Annotated in this window: 16 protein-coding genes and 1 pseudogene; 8 read left to right on the forward strand and 9 right to left on the reverse strand. The window is 73.9% G+C overall.

Annotated features, from left to right (window positions below):
- Positions 1 to 8: 8 nt before the first annotated feature.
- Positions 9 to 512: a hypothetical protein gene (locus tag EDF32_RS11840; protein WP_148061599.1), complete on the reverse strand. Its 504-nt coding sequence runs from the start codon at positions 510 to 512 to the stop codon at positions 9 to 11.
- Positions 513 to 992: 480 nt separating this feature from the next.
- Here EDF32_RS11840 and cimA point away from each other — a divergent pair, with 480 nt between their 5' ends.
- Entirely contained in the window at positions 993 to 2,600 is a 1,608-nt protein-coding gene (gene cimA, locus EDF32_RS11845; protein ID WP_123308772.1) for a citramalate synthase, read from the forward strand.
- A gap of 106 nt (positions 2,601 to 2,706) precedes the next feature.
- On the forward strand, positions 2,707 to 3,756 hold the full coding sequence (locus EDF32_RS11850; protein WP_123308773.1) for a biotin/lipoate A/B protein ligase family protein: 1,050 nt from the start codon (positions 2,707 to 2,709) through the stop codon (positions 3,754 to 3,756).
- A 170-nt stretch (positions 3,757 to 3,926) separates the two neighbouring features.
- Here the strand turns inward: EDF32_RS11850 and EDF32_RS11855 are convergent, their stop codons facing one another.
- Together EDF32_RS11855 and EDF32_RS11860 are read right to left on the reverse strand one after the other, a co-directional pair.
- Positions 3,927 to 4,472, reverse strand: a complete 546-nt coding sequence (locus tag EDF32_RS11855) for a GNAT family N-acetyltransferase (protein ID WP_123308774.1) — start codon at positions 4,470 to 4,472, stop codon at positions 3,927 to 3,929.
- Between the two features lie 145 nt (positions 4,473 to 4,617).
- On the reverse strand, positions 4,618 to 5,346 hold the full coding sequence (locus tag EDF32_RS11860; RefSeq protein WP_123308775.1) for a YggS family pyridoxal phosphate-dependent enzyme: 729 nt from the start codon (positions 5,344 to 5,346) through the stop codon (positions 4,618 to 4,620).
- Between the two features lie 46 nt (positions 5,347 to 5,392).
- Here EDF32_RS11860 and EDF32_RS11865 point away from each other — a divergent pair.
- A pseudogene (locus EDF32_RS11865) lies at positions 5,393 to 5,782 on the forward strand (YccF domain-containing protein); the annotation flags it as partial.
- Positions 5,783 to 5,908: 126 nt separating this feature from the next.
- On the opposite strand, the gene ybaK reads toward EDF32_RS11865, so the two are convergent.
- Positions 5,909 to 6,451, reverse strand: a complete 543-nt coding sequence (ybaK, locus tag EDF32_RS11870) for a Cys-tRNA(Pro) deacylase (RefSeq protein WP_123308777.1) — start codon at positions 6,449 to 6,451, stop codon at positions 5,909 to 5,911.
- Positions 6,452 to 6,529: 78 nt separating this feature from the next.
- Complete coding sequence (locus tag EDF32_RS11875) at positions 6,530 to 9,241, reverse strand: RNA helicase (protein WP_123308926.1); 2,712 nt, start codon at positions 9,239 to 9,241, stop codon at positions 6,530 to 6,532.
- Between the two features lie 84 nt (positions 9,242 to 9,325).
- Between EDF32_RS11875 and EDF32_RS11880 the strand changes: the two genes are divergently transcribed.
- A complete protein-coding gene (locus tag EDF32_RS11880; RefSeq protein ID WP_123308778.1) occupies positions 9,326 to 10,408 on the forward strand; it encodes an LLM class flavin-dependent oxidoreductase in 1,083 nt (360 codons plus the stop codon).
- Between the two features lies 1 nt (position 10,409).
- Here the strand turns inward: EDF32_RS11880 and EDF32_RS11885 are convergent, their stop codons facing one another.
- The 4 genes from EDF32_RS11885 to EDF32_RS11900 are packed head-to-tail and all read right to left on the reverse strand — an operon-like array spanning position 10,410 to position 14,546.
- The gene (locus EDF32_RS11885) at positions 10,410 to 11,243 is read right to left on the reverse strand and encodes an aminoglycoside 3'-phosphotransferase (protein WP_123308779.1); all 834 of its coding nucleotides are present in this window, start codon (positions 11,241 to 11,243) and stop codon (positions 10,410 to 10,412) included.
- Positions 11,240 to 12,259 (reverse strand): 3-methyladenine DNA glycosylase, encoded by a 1,020-nt coding sequence (locus EDF32_RS11890; RefSeq protein WP_233565890.1) that lies wholly within the window; start codon positions 12,257 to 12,259, stop codon positions 11,240 to 11,242. The genes EDF32_RS11885 and EDF32_RS11890 overlap by 4 nt, the downstream gene beginning before the upstream one ends.
- Before the next feature lie 44 nt (positions 12,260 to 12,303).
- Positions 12,304 to 13,317, reverse strand: a complete 1,014-nt coding sequence (locus tag EDF32_RS11895) for an aldo/keto reductase (protein WP_123308780.1) — start codon at positions 13,315 to 13,317, stop codon at positions 12,304 to 12,306.
- A gap of 14 nt (positions 13,318 to 13,331) precedes the next feature.
- Positions 13,332 to 14,546: a heparan-alpha-glucosaminide N-acetyltransferase domain-containing protein gene (locus tag EDF32_RS11900; protein WP_123308781.1), complete on the reverse strand. Its 1,215-nt coding sequence runs from the start codon at positions 14,544 to 14,546 to the stop codon at positions 13,332 to 13,334.
- A gap of 130 nt (positions 14,547 to 14,676) precedes the next feature.
- Here EDF32_RS11900 and EDF32_RS11905 point away from each other — a divergent pair, with 130 nt between their 5' ends.
- From EDF32_RS11905 to EDF32_RS11920, 4 genes are all read left to right on the forward strand, one after another.
- On the forward strand, positions 14,677 to 15,549 hold the full coding sequence (locus tag EDF32_RS11905; protein ID WP_123308782.1) for a methyltransferase domain-containing protein: 873 nt from the start codon (positions 14,677 to 14,679) through the stop codon (positions 15,547 to 15,549).
- 31 nt (positions 15,550 to 15,580) lie between these two features.
- The gene (locus EDF32_RS11910) at positions 15,581 to 16,363 is read left to right on the forward strand and encodes a fumarylacetoacetate hydrolase family protein (protein ID WP_123308783.1); all 783 of its coding nucleotides are present in this window, start codon (positions 15,581 to 15,583) and stop codon (positions 16,361 to 16,363) included.
- Between the two features lie 85 nt (positions 16,364 to 16,448).
- On the forward strand, positions 16,449 to 17,945 hold the full coding sequence (gene gltX, locus EDF32_RS11915; RefSeq protein WP_199734922.1) for a glutamate--tRNA ligase: 1,497 nt from the start codon (positions 16,449 to 16,451) through the stop codon (positions 17,943 to 17,945).
- Positions 17,946 to 17,953: 8 nt separating this feature from the next.
- The gene (locus EDF32_RS11920; protein WP_199734923.1) at positions 17,954 to 18,703 is read left to right on the forward strand and encodes an HAD family hydrolase; all 750 of its coding nucleotides are present in this window, start codon (positions 17,954 to 17,956) and stop codon (positions 18,701 to 18,703) included.
- Positions 18,704 to 18,793: the final 90 nt, after the last annotated feature.

Here is an 18,793-nt window from a genome sequence, read left to right on the forward strand (position 1 = left end):
GCGGGGTGTCATGCCGGTCCGGGCGCGGCCCCCGCTCGGCGTACGGCCGGGGGCCGCGGCGTGTGGATCGTGCGGATCGCCACGCCGGACACGCACGCCCAGGCGACGACGGTGGCGACCAGGAAGAGCGCGGCGGTGAACGCCTGGGTGACCACACCGTCGGCCCACGTGAACGGGGCGACGGTCAGCAGGGCGACCACGACGACCATCGACCAGCCGAAGAACAGCCTCGGGCGGGACACGCTCGCCGCGAGGAGGGCCATCATGACGACCGCACCGAGGCCGATCGCGGCGCCGACGACGGCGAACACCTGCGCGTCGGGCCGCTCCGGGAGCAGGTCGGGCGGCGGTGCGAGCTCCACCGCGAACACGGACTCCAGGAGCAGGCACACGACGTACGCCGCCGCGGCGGTGACCACCACCGCGACGAGGGAGCCCGCGGCGAACCGCCACCGGGCCACGACGGGTACGGGAGGTCCGGACGGGTCCTGCGGCTGCTGTGGCGCGGGCATGCGGGGAGCCTAGTGGGGCGTCGGCGGGTTCTCGCGCCGGGGCGCGCCCGGGCGGCCCGGAGATGACCACGATGCGGACACGGGTTTCGGCTGACGGGCGGGCGTGCCAGAGTGTGTCTCGTGACACACGTCAGCACCTCGCTCATTCTCACGTAGCGCGCCCGGCCCGTCCACCGAGCGCGCGAACCTCCCGTACCCCGGGGGGTTTTTTTGTTGCCGGGCACACCCCGCCCGGCGACGCACGTCCCGGCCCACGCCTCACGAGGGCCGCCACCGGGACGGAGCCGAGGAGCACGCAGCACGGCACGACCAGCACGACGAGCACGGCACGTCCAGGACGACCGTCGGAAGATCCCGCGCGGGCCGGTACCGGCCCGCGGTGCCGCCGGCCCCCGCGCCGGTCGCGCCGTACGGCGCCCTAGAGTGGTGACGGCTCGCGGGACCCGCCCGCCGCCGTCGGACCCCGGAGGAAGACCCACGATGAACCCGACCTTCGACGTCTACGACACGACCCTGCGCGACGGCGCGCAGCAGGAGGGCATGAACCTCACGGTCGCGGACAAGATCGCCATCGCCCCGCTGCTCGACGAGCTGGGCGTCGGCTACATCGAGGGCGGGTGGCCGGGCGCGATCCCCAAGGACACCGACTTCTTCGCCCGCGCGCGCCGCGAGCTGACGCTCAAGAACGCCGTCCTCGCGGCCTTCGGCTCCACGCGCAAGGCGGGAGCGCGCGCCGCGGACGACCCGCAGGTGCGGGCGCTGCTCGACTCCGAGGCGCCGGTGGTCACGCTGGTCGCGAAGTCCGACGTCCGCCACGTCGAGCGGGCCCTGCGCACGACGCCGCAGGAGAACCTCGCGATGATCGGCGACACCGTGCGGTTCCTCAGCGAGGAGGGCCGGCGCGTCGTCCTCGACGCGGAGCACTTCTTCGACGGGTACCGGTTCGACGCCGCCTACGCGCGCTCCGCCGTCGAGGCTGCCGTCGCGGCGGGCGCCGAGGTCGTGACGCTGTGCGACACCAACGGCGGCATGCTCCCCGGCTGGGTCAGCGACATCGTCGGCGAGCTGCGCGACGTCCTCGGCCACACCGACGCCTCCGGCTACCGGCTCGGGATGCACGCCCACAACGACTCCGGCTGCGCCGTCGCGAACACCCTCGCGGCCGTCGACGCGGGCGCGGCGCACGTCCAGGGCACCATCAACGGCTACGGGGAGCGGACGGGCAACGCGGACCTGCTCACCGTCGTCGCGAACCTCGAGCTCAAGGGCGGGCGGAGCCTGCTGGCCGACCACGGGCTCGAGGACGCCTCCCGGATCGCCCACCAGGTCAGCGAGATCACCAACATCTCGCCGTACGGGCGCCAGCCCTACGTCGGGGCCAGCGCGTTCGCGCACAAGGGTGGCCTGCACGCCAGCGCGATCAAGGTCGACCCGGACCTCTACCAGCACGTCGACCCGCGCGCGGTCGGCAACGACATGCGGATGCTGATCTCCGACATGGCCGGCCGTGCGTCGATCGAGCTCAAGGGCCGCGAGCTGGGCTTCGACCTCGCGGGCCAGGGGGACCTCCTGTCGCGCGTCACCACCCGGGTCAAGGACGCCGAGGCCCACGGGTACACCTTCGACGCCGCCGACGCGTCCTTCGAGCTGGTGCTGCGCGAGGAGATCTCCGGCGAGCGGCCCCGGTTCTTCACGGTGGAGAGCTGGCGCACCATCGTCGAGCGCAAGGGGTCGCGCGGCGCCGAGGCCACCGCGGAGGCGACGGTCAAGCTCACCGCCGGTGGCGAGCGGCACGTCACCACCGGCGAGGGCAACGGCCCGGTCGACGCGCTCGACCACGCGCTGCGCCTCGCCCTCGTGCGCGTCTACCCGGAGATCGAGGACTTCGAGCTCATCGACTTCAAGGTGCGCATCCTCGAGACGACGCACGGCACGGACGCGATCACGCGCGTGCTCATCGAGTCGACCGACGGCCAGCGGGCGTGGTCGACGGTCGGCGTCGGGCCGAACCTCATCGAGGCGTCGTGGGAGGCGCTCACCGACTCGGCGATCTACGGGCTGATCCACGCCGGCGTCGACCCGCGCTGAACCGTGCTGGACCGTGCCGGAGGGTGACCGACGAGACAGTGCCGCCCGCCGTCGTCGGGCACGGGACGGCGGCCGCACGAGGTGGGGCGGACGTAGGCTGGCGACCATGCGCGGTGAGTACAAGGTCCCTGGTGGCAAGCTCGTGGCGGTCGACGTCGAGACGGAGGACGGGCGGCTGTCGCGCGTCGCGGTGAGCGGCGACTTCTTCCTCGAGCCCGACGAGGCGCTCGAGGACATCGACGGCGCCCTGCTCGGGATGCCGGAGGGCGCGTCCGTGGCGCAGCTCGCGGGCGCGGTCGAGTCGGTGCTCGGCGAGGACGTCGCGATGGTCGGCTTCTCGCCGGAGGCGGTGGCGATCGCCGTGCGGCGCGCGCTCGGCCACGCGACCGGCTGGGACGACCACGAGTTCGCCGTCATCCACGACGGCCCGGAGAGCCCCGCCATGCAGATGGCGATCGACCAGGTGCTGGCCGAGGAGCTCGACGCCGGGCGGCGCGGGCCCACGCTGCGGATATGGGAGTGGGCGGACCCGACGGTGGTCATCGGCTCGTTCCAGTCGCTGCGCAACGAGGTCGACCCCGCGGGTGCCGAGAAGCACGGCGTGACCGTCGTGCGCCGGATCTCCGGCGGCGGCGCGATGTTCATCGAGCCCGGCAACACCATCACCTACTCGTTGACGGTGCCCGGGTCGCTGGTCGAGGGGCTCAGCTTCGAGCGGTCCTACGCGTTCCTCGACGACTGGGTGCTCGGCGCGCTCAAGGACGTCGGCGTCGACGCGACGTACCAGCCGCTGAACGACATCGCGTCGCCGGCCGGCAAGATCGCGGGCGCCGCGCAGAAGCGGCTGCGCGGCGGCGCGGTGCTGCACCACGTCACGATGGCCTACGACATCGACGCCGACAAGATGCTCGAGGTGCTGCGCATCGGCCGCGAGAAGATGAGCGACAAGGGCACGAAGAGCGCCAACAAGCGCGTGGACCCGGTGCGCTCGCAGACGGGGATGTCCCGCGAGGCGGTCATCGAGGCGTTCAAGGCGCACTTCCGCGGGCAGTACCGCACGGTGGAGAGCACCGTCACGCCCGAGGAGCGGGCGCGCGCGGAAGAGCTCGCGCGCGAGAAGTTCGCGACGCCGGAGTGGACCGCGCGCGTCCCGTAGCGCCCGCCTCTCCCTCTCGACCCGTCAGACCTGAGCCCCGGTATGGCGGAGGGGGAGTCTGACAGGTCTGCGTGCCCCGGGCCTGTCAGACCTGAGCCCCGGTATGGCGGAGGGGGAGTCTGACAACTGTGGGGGCAGGGCGGGCGGGGCGCGGCCTCGTGAGGAGCAGGTCAGACGACGGGCGCCGCGAGCTTGCGCACCGTGACCGTGTCCTCGTGGATGCGCTGCTCGCCCCGGCCCTCGAAGCCGAGGCGCCCGTGGAAGCGCAGCGACCCGGCGTTCATCGGGTCGATGTTGACCTCGCACGTCACGCTCTCGCGCCCCTCGGCCTTCGCGACGGCGAAGATCTCCTCGTAGAACCTCTGCCCGACGCCGCGTCCGCGCGCACCGTCGCCGACGACGATGCGGTCGACGTAGTAGTGGTCGAAGCCACGCTCCTCGAACCAGGCGTAGTTCTCGGCGTCGAAGTCGTCGAGGCCGCCGTCGAACGCGACCAGGAAGCCCAGCGCCTCGTCCGACCCCGGCTCCGCGGCGACGAGCGTGAGCGTCGATGCCTCGACGAGCTCGCGCATGTCCCGCGCGCCCGTCTCCGGGACCGCCGGAGTGCTGGCGTTGTTGAGCTCGACGATCCGCGCGAGATCCTCGTCGCGGGCCTTGCGGACGACGACGTCGCGCTCGGTCGGGCTCTCGGCAACGGCGGTGGTCGTGCTCGTCATCTGGTTCCTCTCGATCGGGACGGGTTCGCCCGACACGGTACCGAGATGTTGCCTCAAGGCAAACTTGTGGAACGTGTCACTGTTCGTCCATGACGCGTCAGCGAAGCGTCATGATCCCGCCGGGCTCCGGGTGCGAGGGTCACAATCAGGGCTGCGCCGCGGGACGGGCCCCGAAGACCGCGGTGCCGACCCGCACGAGCGTCGCGCCCTCGGCGACGGCTGCCTCCAGGTCGCGGCTCATCCCCATCGACAGCTCGCGGGCGCCCGTCGTGCCGGGTGCGCCGGAGCCGACGACGACGTCCCGCACCTCGCGCAGCCGCGCGAAGCCCGCGCGGACGAGCGACTCGTCGGGGGAGTTCGCGCCGATCGTCATGAACCCCGACAGCCGGAGGCCGGGCAGCGCGGCAACCCGGGCGGCGAGGTCGGCCGCGTCGTCGGGCGCGGTGCCGGACTTGGTCGACTCGCCGGAGACGTTGACCTGCACCATGACGTCGAGCACCCGCTCGTTGCGCACGCACCGCGCGGCCAGGGCCTCGGCGAGGCGGAGCGAGTCGAGCGACTCGACGCACGAGACGAGCGGCAGCACGTGGTTGATCTTGTTGCGCTGCAGCGGCCCGATGAGGTGCACCCCCAGGCCGCCGGCGACGAGGTCTGCGAGCGCGGGGGCTTTCGCCACGACCTCCTGCACGCGGTTCTCGCCGACGAGGCGCGCGCCCGCCGCGACGACCGCCCGGACCGCCTGCGCGTCCTGCGTCTTGGTGGCCACCAGCACCCGGACGTCGGCCGGCTCCCGGCCGGCGGCGCGTGCCGCCCGCGCGACGCGTTGGACGACGGCGGCGTAGCGCTCGGCGACGGGCTCGGCGGAGGAGGACATCTCGCCGATGGTAGGCGAACGGGTCCGGACGCGGGACAATCGGCTCATGAGGACGATCCTGAACGTGATCTGGCTGGTGCTCGCGGGCTTCTGGCTGGCGCTCGGCTACGTGTTCGCCGGCATCGTGTGCTGCGTGCTGATCGTGACGATCCCCTTCGGCATCGCCTCGTTCCGCATCGCGGGGTACGCGCTGTGGCCGTTCGGGCGCACGGTCGTGGACAAGCCGACGGCCGGCGCGTGGTCGGTCGTCGGGAACGTGATCTGGTTCATCGTCGCCGGGATCTGGCTGGCGATCGCGCACGTGATCACGTCGATCCCGCTGTTCCTGTCGATCATCGGCATCCCGCTCGGCATCGCGAACCTGAAGATGATCCCGATCTCGCTCCTGCCGCTGGGCAAGGACATCGTCTCCACCCGTGCCGCGTCGGCGCCCTACGGCTACCCGCAGGCGCCGTACGGTCAGCAGCCCTACCCCCAGCAGCCCTACCCCCAGCAGCCGTACGGGCCCGGGACGCCGCCGGCCCCTCCCGCCTGACGACGCCGGGGCAGAGCCCACCGCCTGCTATCGCCCGGCGCGTGCGACGGCCGCGGTGACGGCGCCGGTGAGGCGGACCAGGTCCCCCGGAGCGAGGCCGAGGTCCAGCCCGCGCCGCCCGCCCGAGACGTAGACGACCTCGTGCGTCAGGGCGGAGGCGTCGACGACGGTCCGCAGCCGGCGGCGCTGACCGAGCGGGGAGATCCCGCCCACGACGTAGCCGGTCGCCCGCTCGGCCGCGGCGGGCTCGGCCATCGACGCGCGCCGGGCGCCGAGCGCGAGCGCCAGCGCCTTGAGGTCCAACGACCCGGCGACCGGCACGACCGCGACGACCAGCTCGTCCGGTGCGGCACCGGCCCCCGGTCCCGCGGCGCCCGTCACCACGGCGACGAGAGTCTTGAGCACGCGGTCCGCGGGGACCCCGATCGCCGCTGCGGCCTCGAGGCCGAAGCCGAGCGCGCCTGCCGGGTCGTGCTCGTACGGGTGCAGGCTGTGGGCGACCCCGGCGGCCTCGAGCGCGACCGTGGCGGGGGTCGCCCCGCGCCGGGGCGGGCTCGGTCTGCGGCTCACCGACCGATCCAACCACGCGGTCCGGCCACGCGGGCCGGCCACGCGGTCCGGCCACGCGGGCGGCCCGCCTGGCGCCGGTCACATCGCGCCGACGCGCACCACCCGCAGCACGACCTGGCCGGCCTCGTCGGACGCCGCGTGGTCGACGACGGCGTCGATCGCCCAGTCGTGGTCGCCCGCCGGGTCGTCCAGGACCTGACGGACGAACCAGGTGCCGGGCTCGACCAGGGTGCCGTCCGGCGTCGGGCCCGACTCGACGATCGTGACCAGCGCTGAGGCGCGTGCCGCGGCGCCGAAGCCGATCGCGTCGTCGCCCTGGGCGTCGAACAGGGGGTCGAGGGCTTCGCCCCAGGCGTCCGCGTCCCAGCCGGAGGCGCCGTCGAGCGCGCCGAGCGTCTCGTAGCGCTCCTGCGCCGCGAGCTCGACCCGGCGGAACATCGCGTTGCGGACCAGCCGGCGGAACGCGCGCACGTTGCCGGTGACGGGCCGCGCCGGCTCCTCCAGCCCGGCCTCGGCGAGGGAGCCCTCGCCCGCGGGGTCGACGTCGTCCCCGGTCAGGTCGGGGTGGGACAGGCGCTCCCACTCGTCGAGCAGCGAGGAGTCGGTGCCGCGCACCAGCTCGCCCAGCCACTCGGTGACCTCGTGCACGTCCTCGGTGCGGTGCTCCTCGGAGATCGTCTGGCGCATGCCGCGGTAGGCGTCGGCGAGGTACCGCAGCAGCACGCCCTCCGTGCGCTCGAGCCCGTACTGCGAGACGAACTCGGCGAACGTCATCGCGCTCTCGAGCATGTCGCGCACCACCGACTTGGGGGACAGCTCGGCGTCGGCGACCCAGGGGTTGGACTGCTTGTACTGGACGAACGCTGGCTCGAGCAGGTCCTCCAGCGGCTTGGGCCAGGTGACGGTCTCGAGGAGCTCCATGCGCTCGTCGTACTCGATGCCCTCGGCCTTCATCGCGCCGATCGCCTCGCCGCGCGCCTTGTGCTGCTGGGCGACGAGCACCTGGCGGGGGTCGCTCAGCGTCGCCTCGAGGACGGAGACGACGTCGAGCGCGTGGGTGGGGGAGTCGACGTCGAGCAGGTCGAGGGCCGCCAGGGCGAACGGCGAGAGCGGCTGGTTGAGGGCGAAGTCGCGCGGCAGGTCGACGACGAGCCGGACCGCGGGCCGCTCGCCCGTCGGGGAGGCCGGGTCGGGGACCCGGAAGCGCTCGACGATGCCGGCCACGCGCAGGGAGCGGTAGATGCGGAACACCTGGCGCACGTGCTCGGCGCGCTGGGTGTCGTTGTCGTGGTTCGCGGTGAGCAGGTGGCGCATCGCGACGATGGGGTCCTGCGAGGGGTCGGCGTACCGGGCGGCGTCGTCGTCCGCGTCGAAGTCCGGGTGCGAGGGGTCGAGCGCGAACCGGGACCCGCGGGCCAGCACGTTGAGCACCATCGAGTGGCTGACCGTGAAGTGGCTGGTCAGCGGCTCCGGGTCGGCGTCGCGCAGGCGCTCGTACGTAGCGTCGGTCCAGTTCACCGAGCCCTGCGGGGCCTTCTTGCGCACGATCTTCTTGAGCTTCTTCGGGTCGTCGCCCGCCTTGGCGAGCAGCCGGCGGTTCTCGATGACGTGCTCGGGGGCCATGACGACGACCTCGCCGAGCGTGTCGAACCCGGCGCGCCCCGCGCGACCGGCGATCTGGTGGAACTCGCGGGCCGAGAGGTGGCGCATCCGCTCGCCGTCGAACTTCACGAGGCTCGTCAGCAGCACCGTGCGGATCGGCACGTTGATGCCCACGCCCAGCGTGTCCGTCCCGCAGACGACCTTGAGCAGGCCCTTCTGGGTCAGGCGCTCGACGACGCGGCGGTACTTGGGCAGCATCCCCGCGTGGTGCACGCCGACGCCGTGCCGCAGGAACTTGCTCAAGGTCTTGCCGAACCCGGTGCCGAACCGGAAGTCCCCGAGCTCGGCGACGATCGCGGCCTTCTCGTCCTTGGAGCTGATGTTCGTGCTGAGCAGGGCCTGGGCGCGGTCGATGGCGTCCTTCTGCGTGAAGTGCACGACATAGACGGGGGCGCGGTGGGTCTGCACGAGCTCGTCGATGACCTCGTTGAGGGGTTCGACGACGTAGCGGTACGTCAGCGGGATCGGACGCTCCGCGGTCGTGACCTCCGCGACGGGCAGCCCCGTGCGCTCGGTGAGGTCGTCGACGAACATCGACGTGTCGCCCAGGGTGGCGGACATCAGGACGAACTGCGTGTTCGGCAGCTCGAGCAGCGGGACCTGCCACGCCCAGCCGCGCTGCGGGTCGGCGTAGAAGTGGAACTCGTCCATGACGACCTGCGAGGCGTCGGCCGTGGCGCCGTCGCGCAGCGCGATGTTCGCGAGGATCTCCGCGGTGCAGCAGATGATCGGGGCGCCCGCGTTGACCGACGAGTCGCCCGTCATCATGCCGACGTTCTCGGAGCCGAACGCCTCGACGAGGGAGAAGAACTTCTCGCTGACCAGCGCCTTGAGCGGGGCCGTGTAGAAGGTGCGCCCGCCCTTGAGGTTGCGGTGCGCGGCGAGCGCCGCGAAGTGCGCGCCCATCGCGACCAGCGACTTCCCGGAACCGGTCGGGGTCGCGAGGATGACGTGCGAGCCCGAGACGATCTCCATGAGGGCCTCGGCCTGGTGCGGGTACATCTCGATGCCGCTCGCGACGGTCCACGCCTCGAAGCGCTCGTAGAGGTCGTCGGGATCGGTCCGCATGCCGACGACGGACTCGGGCAGGTGGTCGGCGAGCCGCGTGCGGGTGTCGGTGGAGGTCATCGCCGTCATTGTCGCAGGGCCGTGCGTCGTGACGGGTTCCCCTGCGTCGGAATGCCCGGGACGAGGCTTTGGTTGACGCAGGCGATGAACGACGACGCAGCGCAGGCCACCGGCCCCGCACCTCACCAGCCCCGCCTCTCCGTCCTCGACCTCGTGCCCGTGCGCACCGGGCAGACCAGCGCCCAGGCGCTCGCGTCCTCGCTCTCGCTCGCCGAGCGCGCCGACGACCTCGGCTTCGAGCGCTACTGGTTCGCGGAGCACCACAACATGGCGGCGGTGGCGGCGTCGACGCCGCCGGTGATGATCGCGGCCGCCGCGTCGCGGACCCGACGCATCCGGGTCGGCTCGGGCGGCGTGATGCTGCCCAACCACTCGCCGCTCGTGGTCGCCGAGCAGTTCGCCGCCCTCGAGGCGCTCGCGCCCGGCCGCATCGACCTCGGCATCGGCCGTGCTCCGGGCTCCGACCCGGTGGTGACCCACCTGCTGCGGGCCACCGGTCCGACGTCGGACGTGGAGCGCTTCCCCGAGCACGTCACCAACATCCGTGCGCTCCTCGACCCGGACGGCGCGCGCCTGCGCCTGGGCGACGGCGGGCTGTACGACGTGCGCGCCACGCCGGCCGCCGCGCAGGCGCCCACGATCTGGCTCCTCGGGTCCTCCGACTACTCGGCGCGGCTCGCCGCCGAGCTCGGCCTGCCGTACGTGTTCGCCAACCACTTCTCCGGTGCCGGGATCGACCAGGTGCTCGCGCTGTACCGCGACGGGTACCAGCCCTCGGCCGAGCACCCCGCACCGCAGACGTTCCTCACGCTCAACGCGGTGGTCGCCCCGACCCTCTCCGAGGTGCGCGAGCGCGCGCTGCCGCAGGCGCGGTCGATGGCGCGGCTGCGCACCGGGCGCCCGATGGGTGCCGCGGAGACCGTCGAGGAGGCGCTCGCCGCACCGCTGGACGACGCGGGCGAGCGGCTCGTCGCCGAGATGCTCGAGCGCTGGCTGGTCGCCGAGCCCGCCGCCGCCGCCGAGGCGCTGACCTCGCTCGCACGGCGGCACGGCGTGGACGAGGTCATGGTCGTCCCCGTCGCGGGGACCTACGCCGGCGAGCCGATCGACGAGACGCCCGGACGCGTGCAGACTCTCGAGCTGCTCGCGCAGGCGCTCGCGCGCTGAGTCAGGAGAGGTCCCACAGGAGCCGGTAGTAGGCGATCTTCTCCGCGTCCGGCTCGATCCCGTACGCCTCGTAGAGCGGCGCGTCGTAGCCGGGCCCGTAGTTCCACTCCGTGCTCCAGGCGGCCACGGCGAGGTCGGCCCACCGGTCGGCGACGCCCAGGGAGCCGAGGTCGACGTGCCCGGCGGGCGCGCCGTCGTCGTCCAGGAGGGTGTTGGGCGCGCAGGCGTCGCCGTGGCAGACGACGAGGTCCGGCGCCGGGGGGTCCGCGAGCCGGGCGAGGGCCTCGGCGACGGGGACGGTGCGGTGCTGCGGGGACCAGGACTCGGGGCCGTCGCCGGCGTCGGCGCGGTCGCGGGCGTCCGCGAGGCGCTCGCGGGCCGACCAGGAGAACGGGCACTCGCCGACCGGCAGCGCGTCGTGCAGCGTGCGCAGGCCGGCGCCGATGGCGCGGGCGGCGGTCTCCGGGTCCGCGAGCCAGCGCGGTGCGACGGCCGACGCGCCCGGCAGCGTCCGCGTGACGAGCCAGGTGCCCTGCCGCGCGTCCTCGGGCGCCGCCTCGTCCTCGGCCCGCCCGTGCCCGACGACGGTGGGCACCACCGCGTACGCCCGGGCCCAGGCCATGCGCTCGGCCTCGGCCACGAGGTCGAGCCCTCGCCCGTCCGGCGCCCACTTGAGGTGGTGCTCGCTCCCGACCCGGAACGTCAGCCCGCCGACCTGGTTGCGCCAGACCGGCAGGATCTCTCCCTCCAGCGCGAGCTCCGCGGCGATCTCGCGCACGACGGCCGAGGGCTCGACGTCGGCGACGTCCGCGCCGCCGACGGGGACGCGGCTCACGCGGGCACCACCGCAGGAGCCTGTTCCGCCGCCGCCGCCGCCGCCGCTGCCGCGCCCGCGACCGGCTCGTCGGTGAGCAGCGCGTCGACCGTCGCGAGCAACCGGGCGCGCAGCGCCTGCCCGCGCTCGGCGAAGGCGCGCTGGTGGCGCACGTACTCGGCGCGACCCGCCGGGGTCTCGATCGCGACCGCCTCCTCGCCGTAGGAGGAGACGTCGTACGGCGAGGCGCGCATGTCGACGTGGCGCACGTCGCGCGCCAGCTCGAAGCAGTCGAGGAGCAGGTCGCCCGGCACGGCGGGCGCGAGCTTCGTGGCCCACTTGTACAGGTCCATCGTCGCGTGCAGGCACCCGGGCTGCTCCATCGCCGGCTGCGACTCGCGCGTCGGCTGCAGGCGGTTGAGGCCGCGCGCCTCCGGGGTGAAGAACCGGAACGCGTCGAAGTGCGTGCAGGTGATCGGGTGGGCCTCGACGACGGCGTCCGTCCCGGCGTGGCCGAGCCGCAGCGGCAGCGGGTGGCGCTGGTCGCGGCCGCGCTCGCGGTCCCGGTAGACCATCGCCCACTCGTGCAGGCCGAAGCAGCCGAGCCGGGCCGGGCGCCCCGCCGTGTTGGCGAGCAGGGTGCGCACGTGCTCGAGCGTCGGGCCGCGCTCGGCGAGCAGCGCGGCGGTGTCGAGGACGACGCCGGCGCGCGGCCGGCCGCCGACCTCCACCGTGGTCTTCCGGTACCACCGCCACGAGGTGCGCTCGGCGTACGCGGCGCGAGCGACGTCGTCGGGCACGCGGCCGGCCGGGTCGGGGGACAGGACGACGACGCCCGGGCCGGGGTGCCAGCGCCGCAGCTGGCCCGGGCGGGTGGGGTAGTAGGTGAAGAGGAAGTCCTCGATCGCGTGCTTCTCGCCGCGCTCGTGCGCGGCGCGCCACACGGCGGTCAGGGCGTCGGCCCGGGCGGCGTGCGCGGCGGCCAGGGCGCTCCACGCGGACGCGGAGAGGATCTCGCGGACGGTGGTGGTGGGCACCCGTCCAGCCTAGACAGCCGCCAGGGGTGGTGCGGCCGCCACGGTCAGAACAGCGCGACCTTGCCCGGCCGCGGGAAGATCTCGTCGAGCGCCGCGAGGTCCTCGGGCGTCGGCTCCCACGCCGCGGCCGCCGCGTTCTGCCGCACCTGGTCCGGCGTGGTGGCCCCGGCGATGACCGAGGCGACCGCCCGCTGGGCCAGCAGCCAGCCGAACGCGACCTGCACCTCGGTGATGCCGCGCTCGTCGCAGAAGTCGCGCAGCCGCTCGAGCGCCTCCCAGGGGGCGCTCTCGAGAAGCTGCGGCTTGTTGCGCACGAGCCGGCCGTCGTCGGGCCGGTTGCCGCGCGTGTACTTGCCGGTGAGGAGGCCGTTGGCGAGCGGGAAGTACGGCAGGACGCCGATCCCGTACGCCTCGGCAGCCGGGATCACCTCGAGCTCGGCGCGGCGGTCGATGAGGTTGTAGTGGTTCTGCGCCGTGACGAACCGGGTGGTGCCGTGCGCGCGGGCGGTGTGCTCGGCGTCGGCGACCTGCCAGCCCGCGCGGTTGGAGTGGCCCACGTACCGGACCTTGCCCGCCCGCACGAGGTCGTCGAGCGCCGCGAGCGTCTCGTCGATCGGGGTGAGGTCGTCCGGCGTGTGGAGCTGGAAGAGGTCGACGTGGTCGGTGCCCAGGCGGCTCAGCGACCCCTCGACGGCGCGCACGACGTAGCGGCGCGAGCCGCGGGCGTCGAGGTCGGGACCGTTGAGCCCGCGCACCGGCATCCCGAACTTGGTCGCCACGACGACCTCGTCCCGGTGGGCGCCGAGCGCCCGGCCGAGGAACTCCTCGCTGCGCCCCGGCACCGCCCCGTAGCTGTCGGCGGTGTCGAAGAACGTGATCCCGGCGTCGAGCGCGGCGTGCACGACCGCCGCCGACCCCTCGAACGAGGTGGTCACGGCGTTGGAGCGGCCGAGGTTGTTGCACCCCAGCCCGACGGCGGAGACGGCCAGGCCGGAGCGGCCGGCGCGGCGGAGCGGGGGACGGGTGTCGTCGGTCGTGCCGACGGTGTCGGTAGGCATCCCACCGAGGGTAGTCAGCCCGCCGGGTCGACGCGGGACGCGCGGTCGGCGACCGACGTGACGAGGCGCTCGAGGGGGCCGCGCCCCCAGACGACGCGCCACGCGGTCGCGAGGACGAGGGAGGCGACGACCATGACCACGAGCGGCCCGTTTCCCGACGCGTCACGGACGAGGTCCGTCGACCACCGCGTGCGGACCGCCCAGAGCGCCACCACCTGCGCCGTGTACACGGTCAGGGCCGTCGCACCGACCGCCGCGAGCGGCGAGAGGACCAGCGCGACCCGGCGCGCGCGGACCACGACGAGGCACGCGCCGACGACCATGACGGCGAACCCGCCCGAGCCGAGCACCTCCAGCGGGGTGTCGGTGTGCGGACCCGCGAGGAGCAGCGCCGCCGGGAGCGGCCACGGCGCGTCCGGCGCGACGTCCTCCTGCCGGACGACGGTCGTCGCGTCGTACGCCGCGGCGACCGCGGCGGCGCCGCCCAGCCGCGCGGTGGCCAGGGACGACGCCGCGTAGCCGACGACCGTCGCGCCCGCGCCGACGAGCGCGAGACGGGCGCCGTCCCGCTCCGTCGACAGGCCCGCGCGCCCGATCGCGAGGCCGACGAGCACGTACGCCATCCACACGAGCGCGGGGTAGTAGCCGGTGAGCACGTAGTCCGTCGCGGCGCCCGTCCCGTCGTGCGGATAGCGCAGCCCCGCGTGGCCGATCGCCTCCCGCCCCGCGAACCGCAGCACGGACCCGACGAGTGCGACGACGCCGGCCGCCACGAGCAGGCGGGAGGGGCGCCACCGCAGTACGGGGATCGCGAGGACGAAGTACGCGCCGTAGCAGGCGAGGATGATCGCGATGCCGGTGTCGAGCAGGTCGAGCACCGCGGCCAGGGCGAGGAGCACCGCGGCACGGGCGAACAGCCGGGCGCGGGCCTGCAGGAGCGGCACGCCCCCCGGCGGGGTGGTCCCGCCCGTGACCAGCGCGAGCGAGATCCCCGCGACGGTCGCGAACAGGATCGACGAGCGCCCGTCGGCGATACCCAGCCAGGGGGCGCCGTCCGGTCCCTCCTGCACCCCGACGTGCGCGGCGAACATCCCGAGGACGGCGAGGCCGCGGGCCACGTCGAGGCCGACCAGGCGGCCGGGGCCGCCCAGCAGGCGGTGGGCCGCGCCGGGTCGCGCGTGGCCGCCGGGGCGCAGAGGATCGGTGGTCGTCGCGCTCGCGGGCGTCATCGCCCGAGAGTAGGCGGACGAGCGCGGACACTGCCGGACGAGACCGGCCGCGCCCTGGTGCGCGCGGACCCGCGGACCATGATGTGAGAACCCCCACCTGCCGGGCCGCCCGCCGCCCTACCGTGGTGGCATGACCGACGCGACCACCGAGCCGTTCGACGCCCCGACCGGGCCCGGCGGCAGCACTCCGTCCAAGGAGTCCGAGTCCTACACCCACGGGCACCACGAGTCCGTCCTGCGCTCGCACCGCTGGCGCACCGCGGAGAACTCCGCGGCCTTCCTCCTCCCGCACCTGTCCCCGGGCCTGTCGATCCTCGACGTCGGCTGCGGGCCCGGCACCCTCACCGTCGACCTCGCCCAGCACGTCGCGCCCGGGAAGGTCGTCGGCGTCGACGCCTCCGAGACGGTGCTCGCCAGCGCCCGCGAGGCCGCGGAGGACAAGGGCGTCGAGAACGTCGAGTTCCGGCACGCGAACGCCTACGAGCTGCCGTTCGACGACGACTCCTTCGACGTCGTCTTCGCCCACCAGGTCCTGCAGCACCTCTCGGACCCCGTCGCCGCCCTGCGCGAGATGCGCCGTGTCGCGCGGCCGGGAGGCCTCGTCGCGAACCGCGAGTCCGACTACGCCGCGATGACCTGGTACCCGGAGTCCCACGGGCTGACGGAGTGGAACGAGCTCTACCACGAGGTCACGCGCGCCTACGGGTTCGAGGCCGACGCCGGGCGCCGCCTCCTGTCGTGGGTCGAGCGGTCCGGCGTCGCGCCCGAGGCGATCACGCCGTCGGCCGGCGTGTGGTGCTACTCCACCCCGGAGGACCGGCGCTGGTGGGGCGGGCTGTGGGCCGAGCGCTGCATCGCGTCGAACTTCGCGGTGCAGGCCAAGGAGTCGGCGCTCGCGGACGACGTCGCGCTCGAGCTCCTCGCGCAGGACTGGCTGCGCTGGGCCGAGGAGCCCGGCGGCTGGTTCGCCGTCCTGCACGGCGAGACGATCGCGCGCGTCTGACGCCCGCCGGCGCCGCGTATAGCCTGGCACCGTGCGCATCGCGAGATTCACCACCGGAGACGACCCCCGCTACGCCATCGTCCAGGAGGAGCACGGGGTCACCCACCTCGCCGTCCTCAGCGGCGACCCGCTGGCCATGCCGACGCAGCCCACGGGCGAGCGCATCGAGCTGGGCGACGGCGTCCGGCTGCTGGCGCCCGTGATCCCGCGCTCCAAGATCGTGGCGGTGGGCCGCAACTACGTCGAGCACGCCAAGGAGCTCGGTAACGAGGTCCCCGAGCGGCCCCTGCTCTTCCTCAAGCCGAACACCGCCGTCATCGGTCCGGACGACCCGATCGTGCTGCCCGACTTCTCGCAGGAGGTCAGCTACGAGGCCGAGCTCGCGGTCGTCATCGGCCGCATGGCCAAGGACGTCGCGCCCGACGACGTCAAGCACTACGTCCTCGGGTACACCGTCGCGAACGACGTGACCGCCCGCGACGCCCAGCGCACCGACGGGCAGTGGGCGCGCGCGAAGGGGTTCGACTCCTCCTGCCCGCTCGGCCCGTGGATCGACACCGACCTCGACCCGGAGGACGTGGGCGTCAGCTCGCGCGTCAACGGCGAGACGCGCCAGGACGGGCGCACGCGCGACATGGTGTTCGACGTGAGCTACCTCGTGTCATACATCTCGGAGGCGATGACGCTCCTGCCGGGCGACGTGATCCTCACGGGCACGCCGGCGGGCGTCGGCCCGATCGTGCACGGCGACCGGGTGGAGTGCGAGGTCGACGGCATCGGCGTCCTCGCCAACCCGGTGGTGCGGCGCGGCTGAGCTCTCCCTGCGTCGGCCGGCGTCTGCCGCCGTCTGCCCAGCCGGGCTCGGGGCGCCGGTCCGGGACGTCGATAGACTGCACGGCGTGATCCCCGCTCCCGGTACCCAGCCCGTCCGTGTCCGCTTCTGCCCGTCCCCGACGGGCACCCCCCACGTCGGGCTGATCCGGACGGCGCTGTTCAACTGGGCCTACGCCCGGCACACGGGCGGCACGTTCGTGTTCCGCATCGAGGACACCGACGCCGCGCGCGACTCCGAGGACAGCTACGCCCAGCTCCTGGACGCGCTGCGCTGGCTCGGCCTCGACTGGGACGAGGGCGTCGAGGTCGGCGGTCCGCACGCCCCGTACCGGCAGTCCCAGCGCGCCGACCTGTACGCCGACGTGATCACGAAGCTGGTCGAGGGCGGCTACGCCTACGAGTCGTTCACCACACCGGAGGAGACCGCCGCCCGCAACGCCGCCGCGGGGATCAAGACGCAGGGCTACGACGGCTTCGACCGCGACCTGACGCCGGAGCAGAAGGACGCCTACCGCGCCGAGGGCCGCGAGCCGGTGCTGCGCATCCGGATGCCCGAGGACGACGTGACGTTCGACGACGTCGTCCGCGGCGAGATCACCTTCAAGGCCGGTTCCGTGCCGGACTTCGTCATCGTCCGCGCCAACGGCCAGCCGCTGTACACGCTGGTCAACCCCGTCGACGACGCGCTGATGGGCATCACGCACGTGCTGCGCGGCGAGGACCTGCTGTCCTCGACGCCCCGGCAGGTCGTGCTCTACCGCGCGCTGCTCGAGATCGGCGTCGCGAGCGTGATGCCGCAGTTCGGTCACCTGCCCTACGTCATGGGCGAGGGCAACAAGAAGCTCTCCAAGCGTGACCCGGAGTCCAACCTCTTCCTGCACCGCGAGCGAGGGTTCACGCCCGAGGGCCTGCTCAACTACCTCGCGCTGCTCGGCTGGTCCATCTCGCCGGACAACGACATCTTCTCGGTGACCGAGCTCGTCGAGGCCTTCGACGTGCACGACGTCCTGCCCAACCCTGCCCGCTTCGACCTGAAGAAGGCCGAGGCCATCAACGCGACGCACGTGCGCCTGCTCGCGCCCGAGGACTTCCGCGACCGTCTCGTGCCCTACCTGCACGCGGGCGGGCTCGTCCCCGCCGACTCGTTCGCCGACCTCGACGAGCGCGCCCAGGCGCTGCTGACGGCGGCCGCGCCGCTGGTCCAGGAGCGCATGACGCTGCTCGGCGAGGTCACCGGCATGCTCGGGTTCCTCTTCACGGCCGACGACGCCCTCGTCGTCGCCGACGACGCGCGGGCCGCGCTGAGGGACGAGGCGGCCGGCGTGCTCGACGCGGCGGCCGCCGCGCTCGGCGCGCTCGAGGACTTCACCGCCGGACCGGTCCAGGCGGCCCTGAACGAGGCGATCGTCGAGGGCATGGGCCTCAAGCCCCGGTTCGCGTTCACGCCGCTGCGGGTCGCGGTCAGCGGACGGCGGGTCTCGCCGCCCCTGTTCGAGTCCATGGAGCTGCTGGGGCGCGCGTCGACGCTCGCGCGGCTCGCGGCGCTGCGCGCGACGCTCTGAGCGCGCGGGTGCGCGGCACGGCGGTGCGCGGCGTGCTGCTCGACGTCGACGACACGCTCGTCGACACCCGTGCCGGGTTCGCGGCGGCGATCGAGGCGGTCGTGGAGGTGTACCTGCCGCACCTGCCGGCCGAGCGCCGGCCCGAGGTGCTCGCCATGTGGCGCGCGGACGCCGGCGGGCACTACCGCGCCTACACCCGCGGGGAGATCGGCTTCGAGGTCCAGCGGATGCGGCGGGCGAACGAGCTGCATGCGGCGTTCGGCGGCGCCGAGCTCGACGACGCGGCGTACGAAGCGTGGCGGGCGCTGTTCTGGGGCACCTTCGAGCGGTCCTGGGTGGCGCACGACGACGCGGTCGCCGCGGTGCGCGCGCTCGTGGACGCGGGCGTCCCCGTCGGCGCGGTGACGAACGCGGCGACGGCGCTGCAGGAGCGCAAGCTCGCCGCGACCGGGCTCGGCGACCTCGTGCCGGTGCTGGCCTCGGTCGACACGTTCGGCGTGGGCAAGCCCGACGCCCGGATCTTCCACGAGGGGGCACGCCGGCTGGGAGTCGAGCCCGGGCACGCCGCGTACGTCGGCGACGAGCTGGACGTCGACGCCCGCGGGGCCCGCGACGCGGGCCTGCTCGGCGTCTGGCTCGACCGGCCCGGCGCGCGCCGCGGCGGGCCGCACCCGGAGGACCCGGACGAGGCACGGGCCTCGGGCGTGCGCGTGATCGGCTCGCTCGCCGAGCTGCCGGATCTGTTCGCGCCGAGGTAGAGCATTCCCGTCGAGGGAGACGTCTCGGGGCACTACCTCGGCGCCAGCCCTCTACCTCGGGGCGAGGGGCGAGGGGGCGAGCGGCGAGCG

Source organism: Cellulomonas sp. PhB143, from assembly GCF_003752595.1.
Lineage (GTDB): Bacteria > Actinomycetota > Actinomycetes > Actinomycetales > Cellulomonadaceae > Paraoerskovia.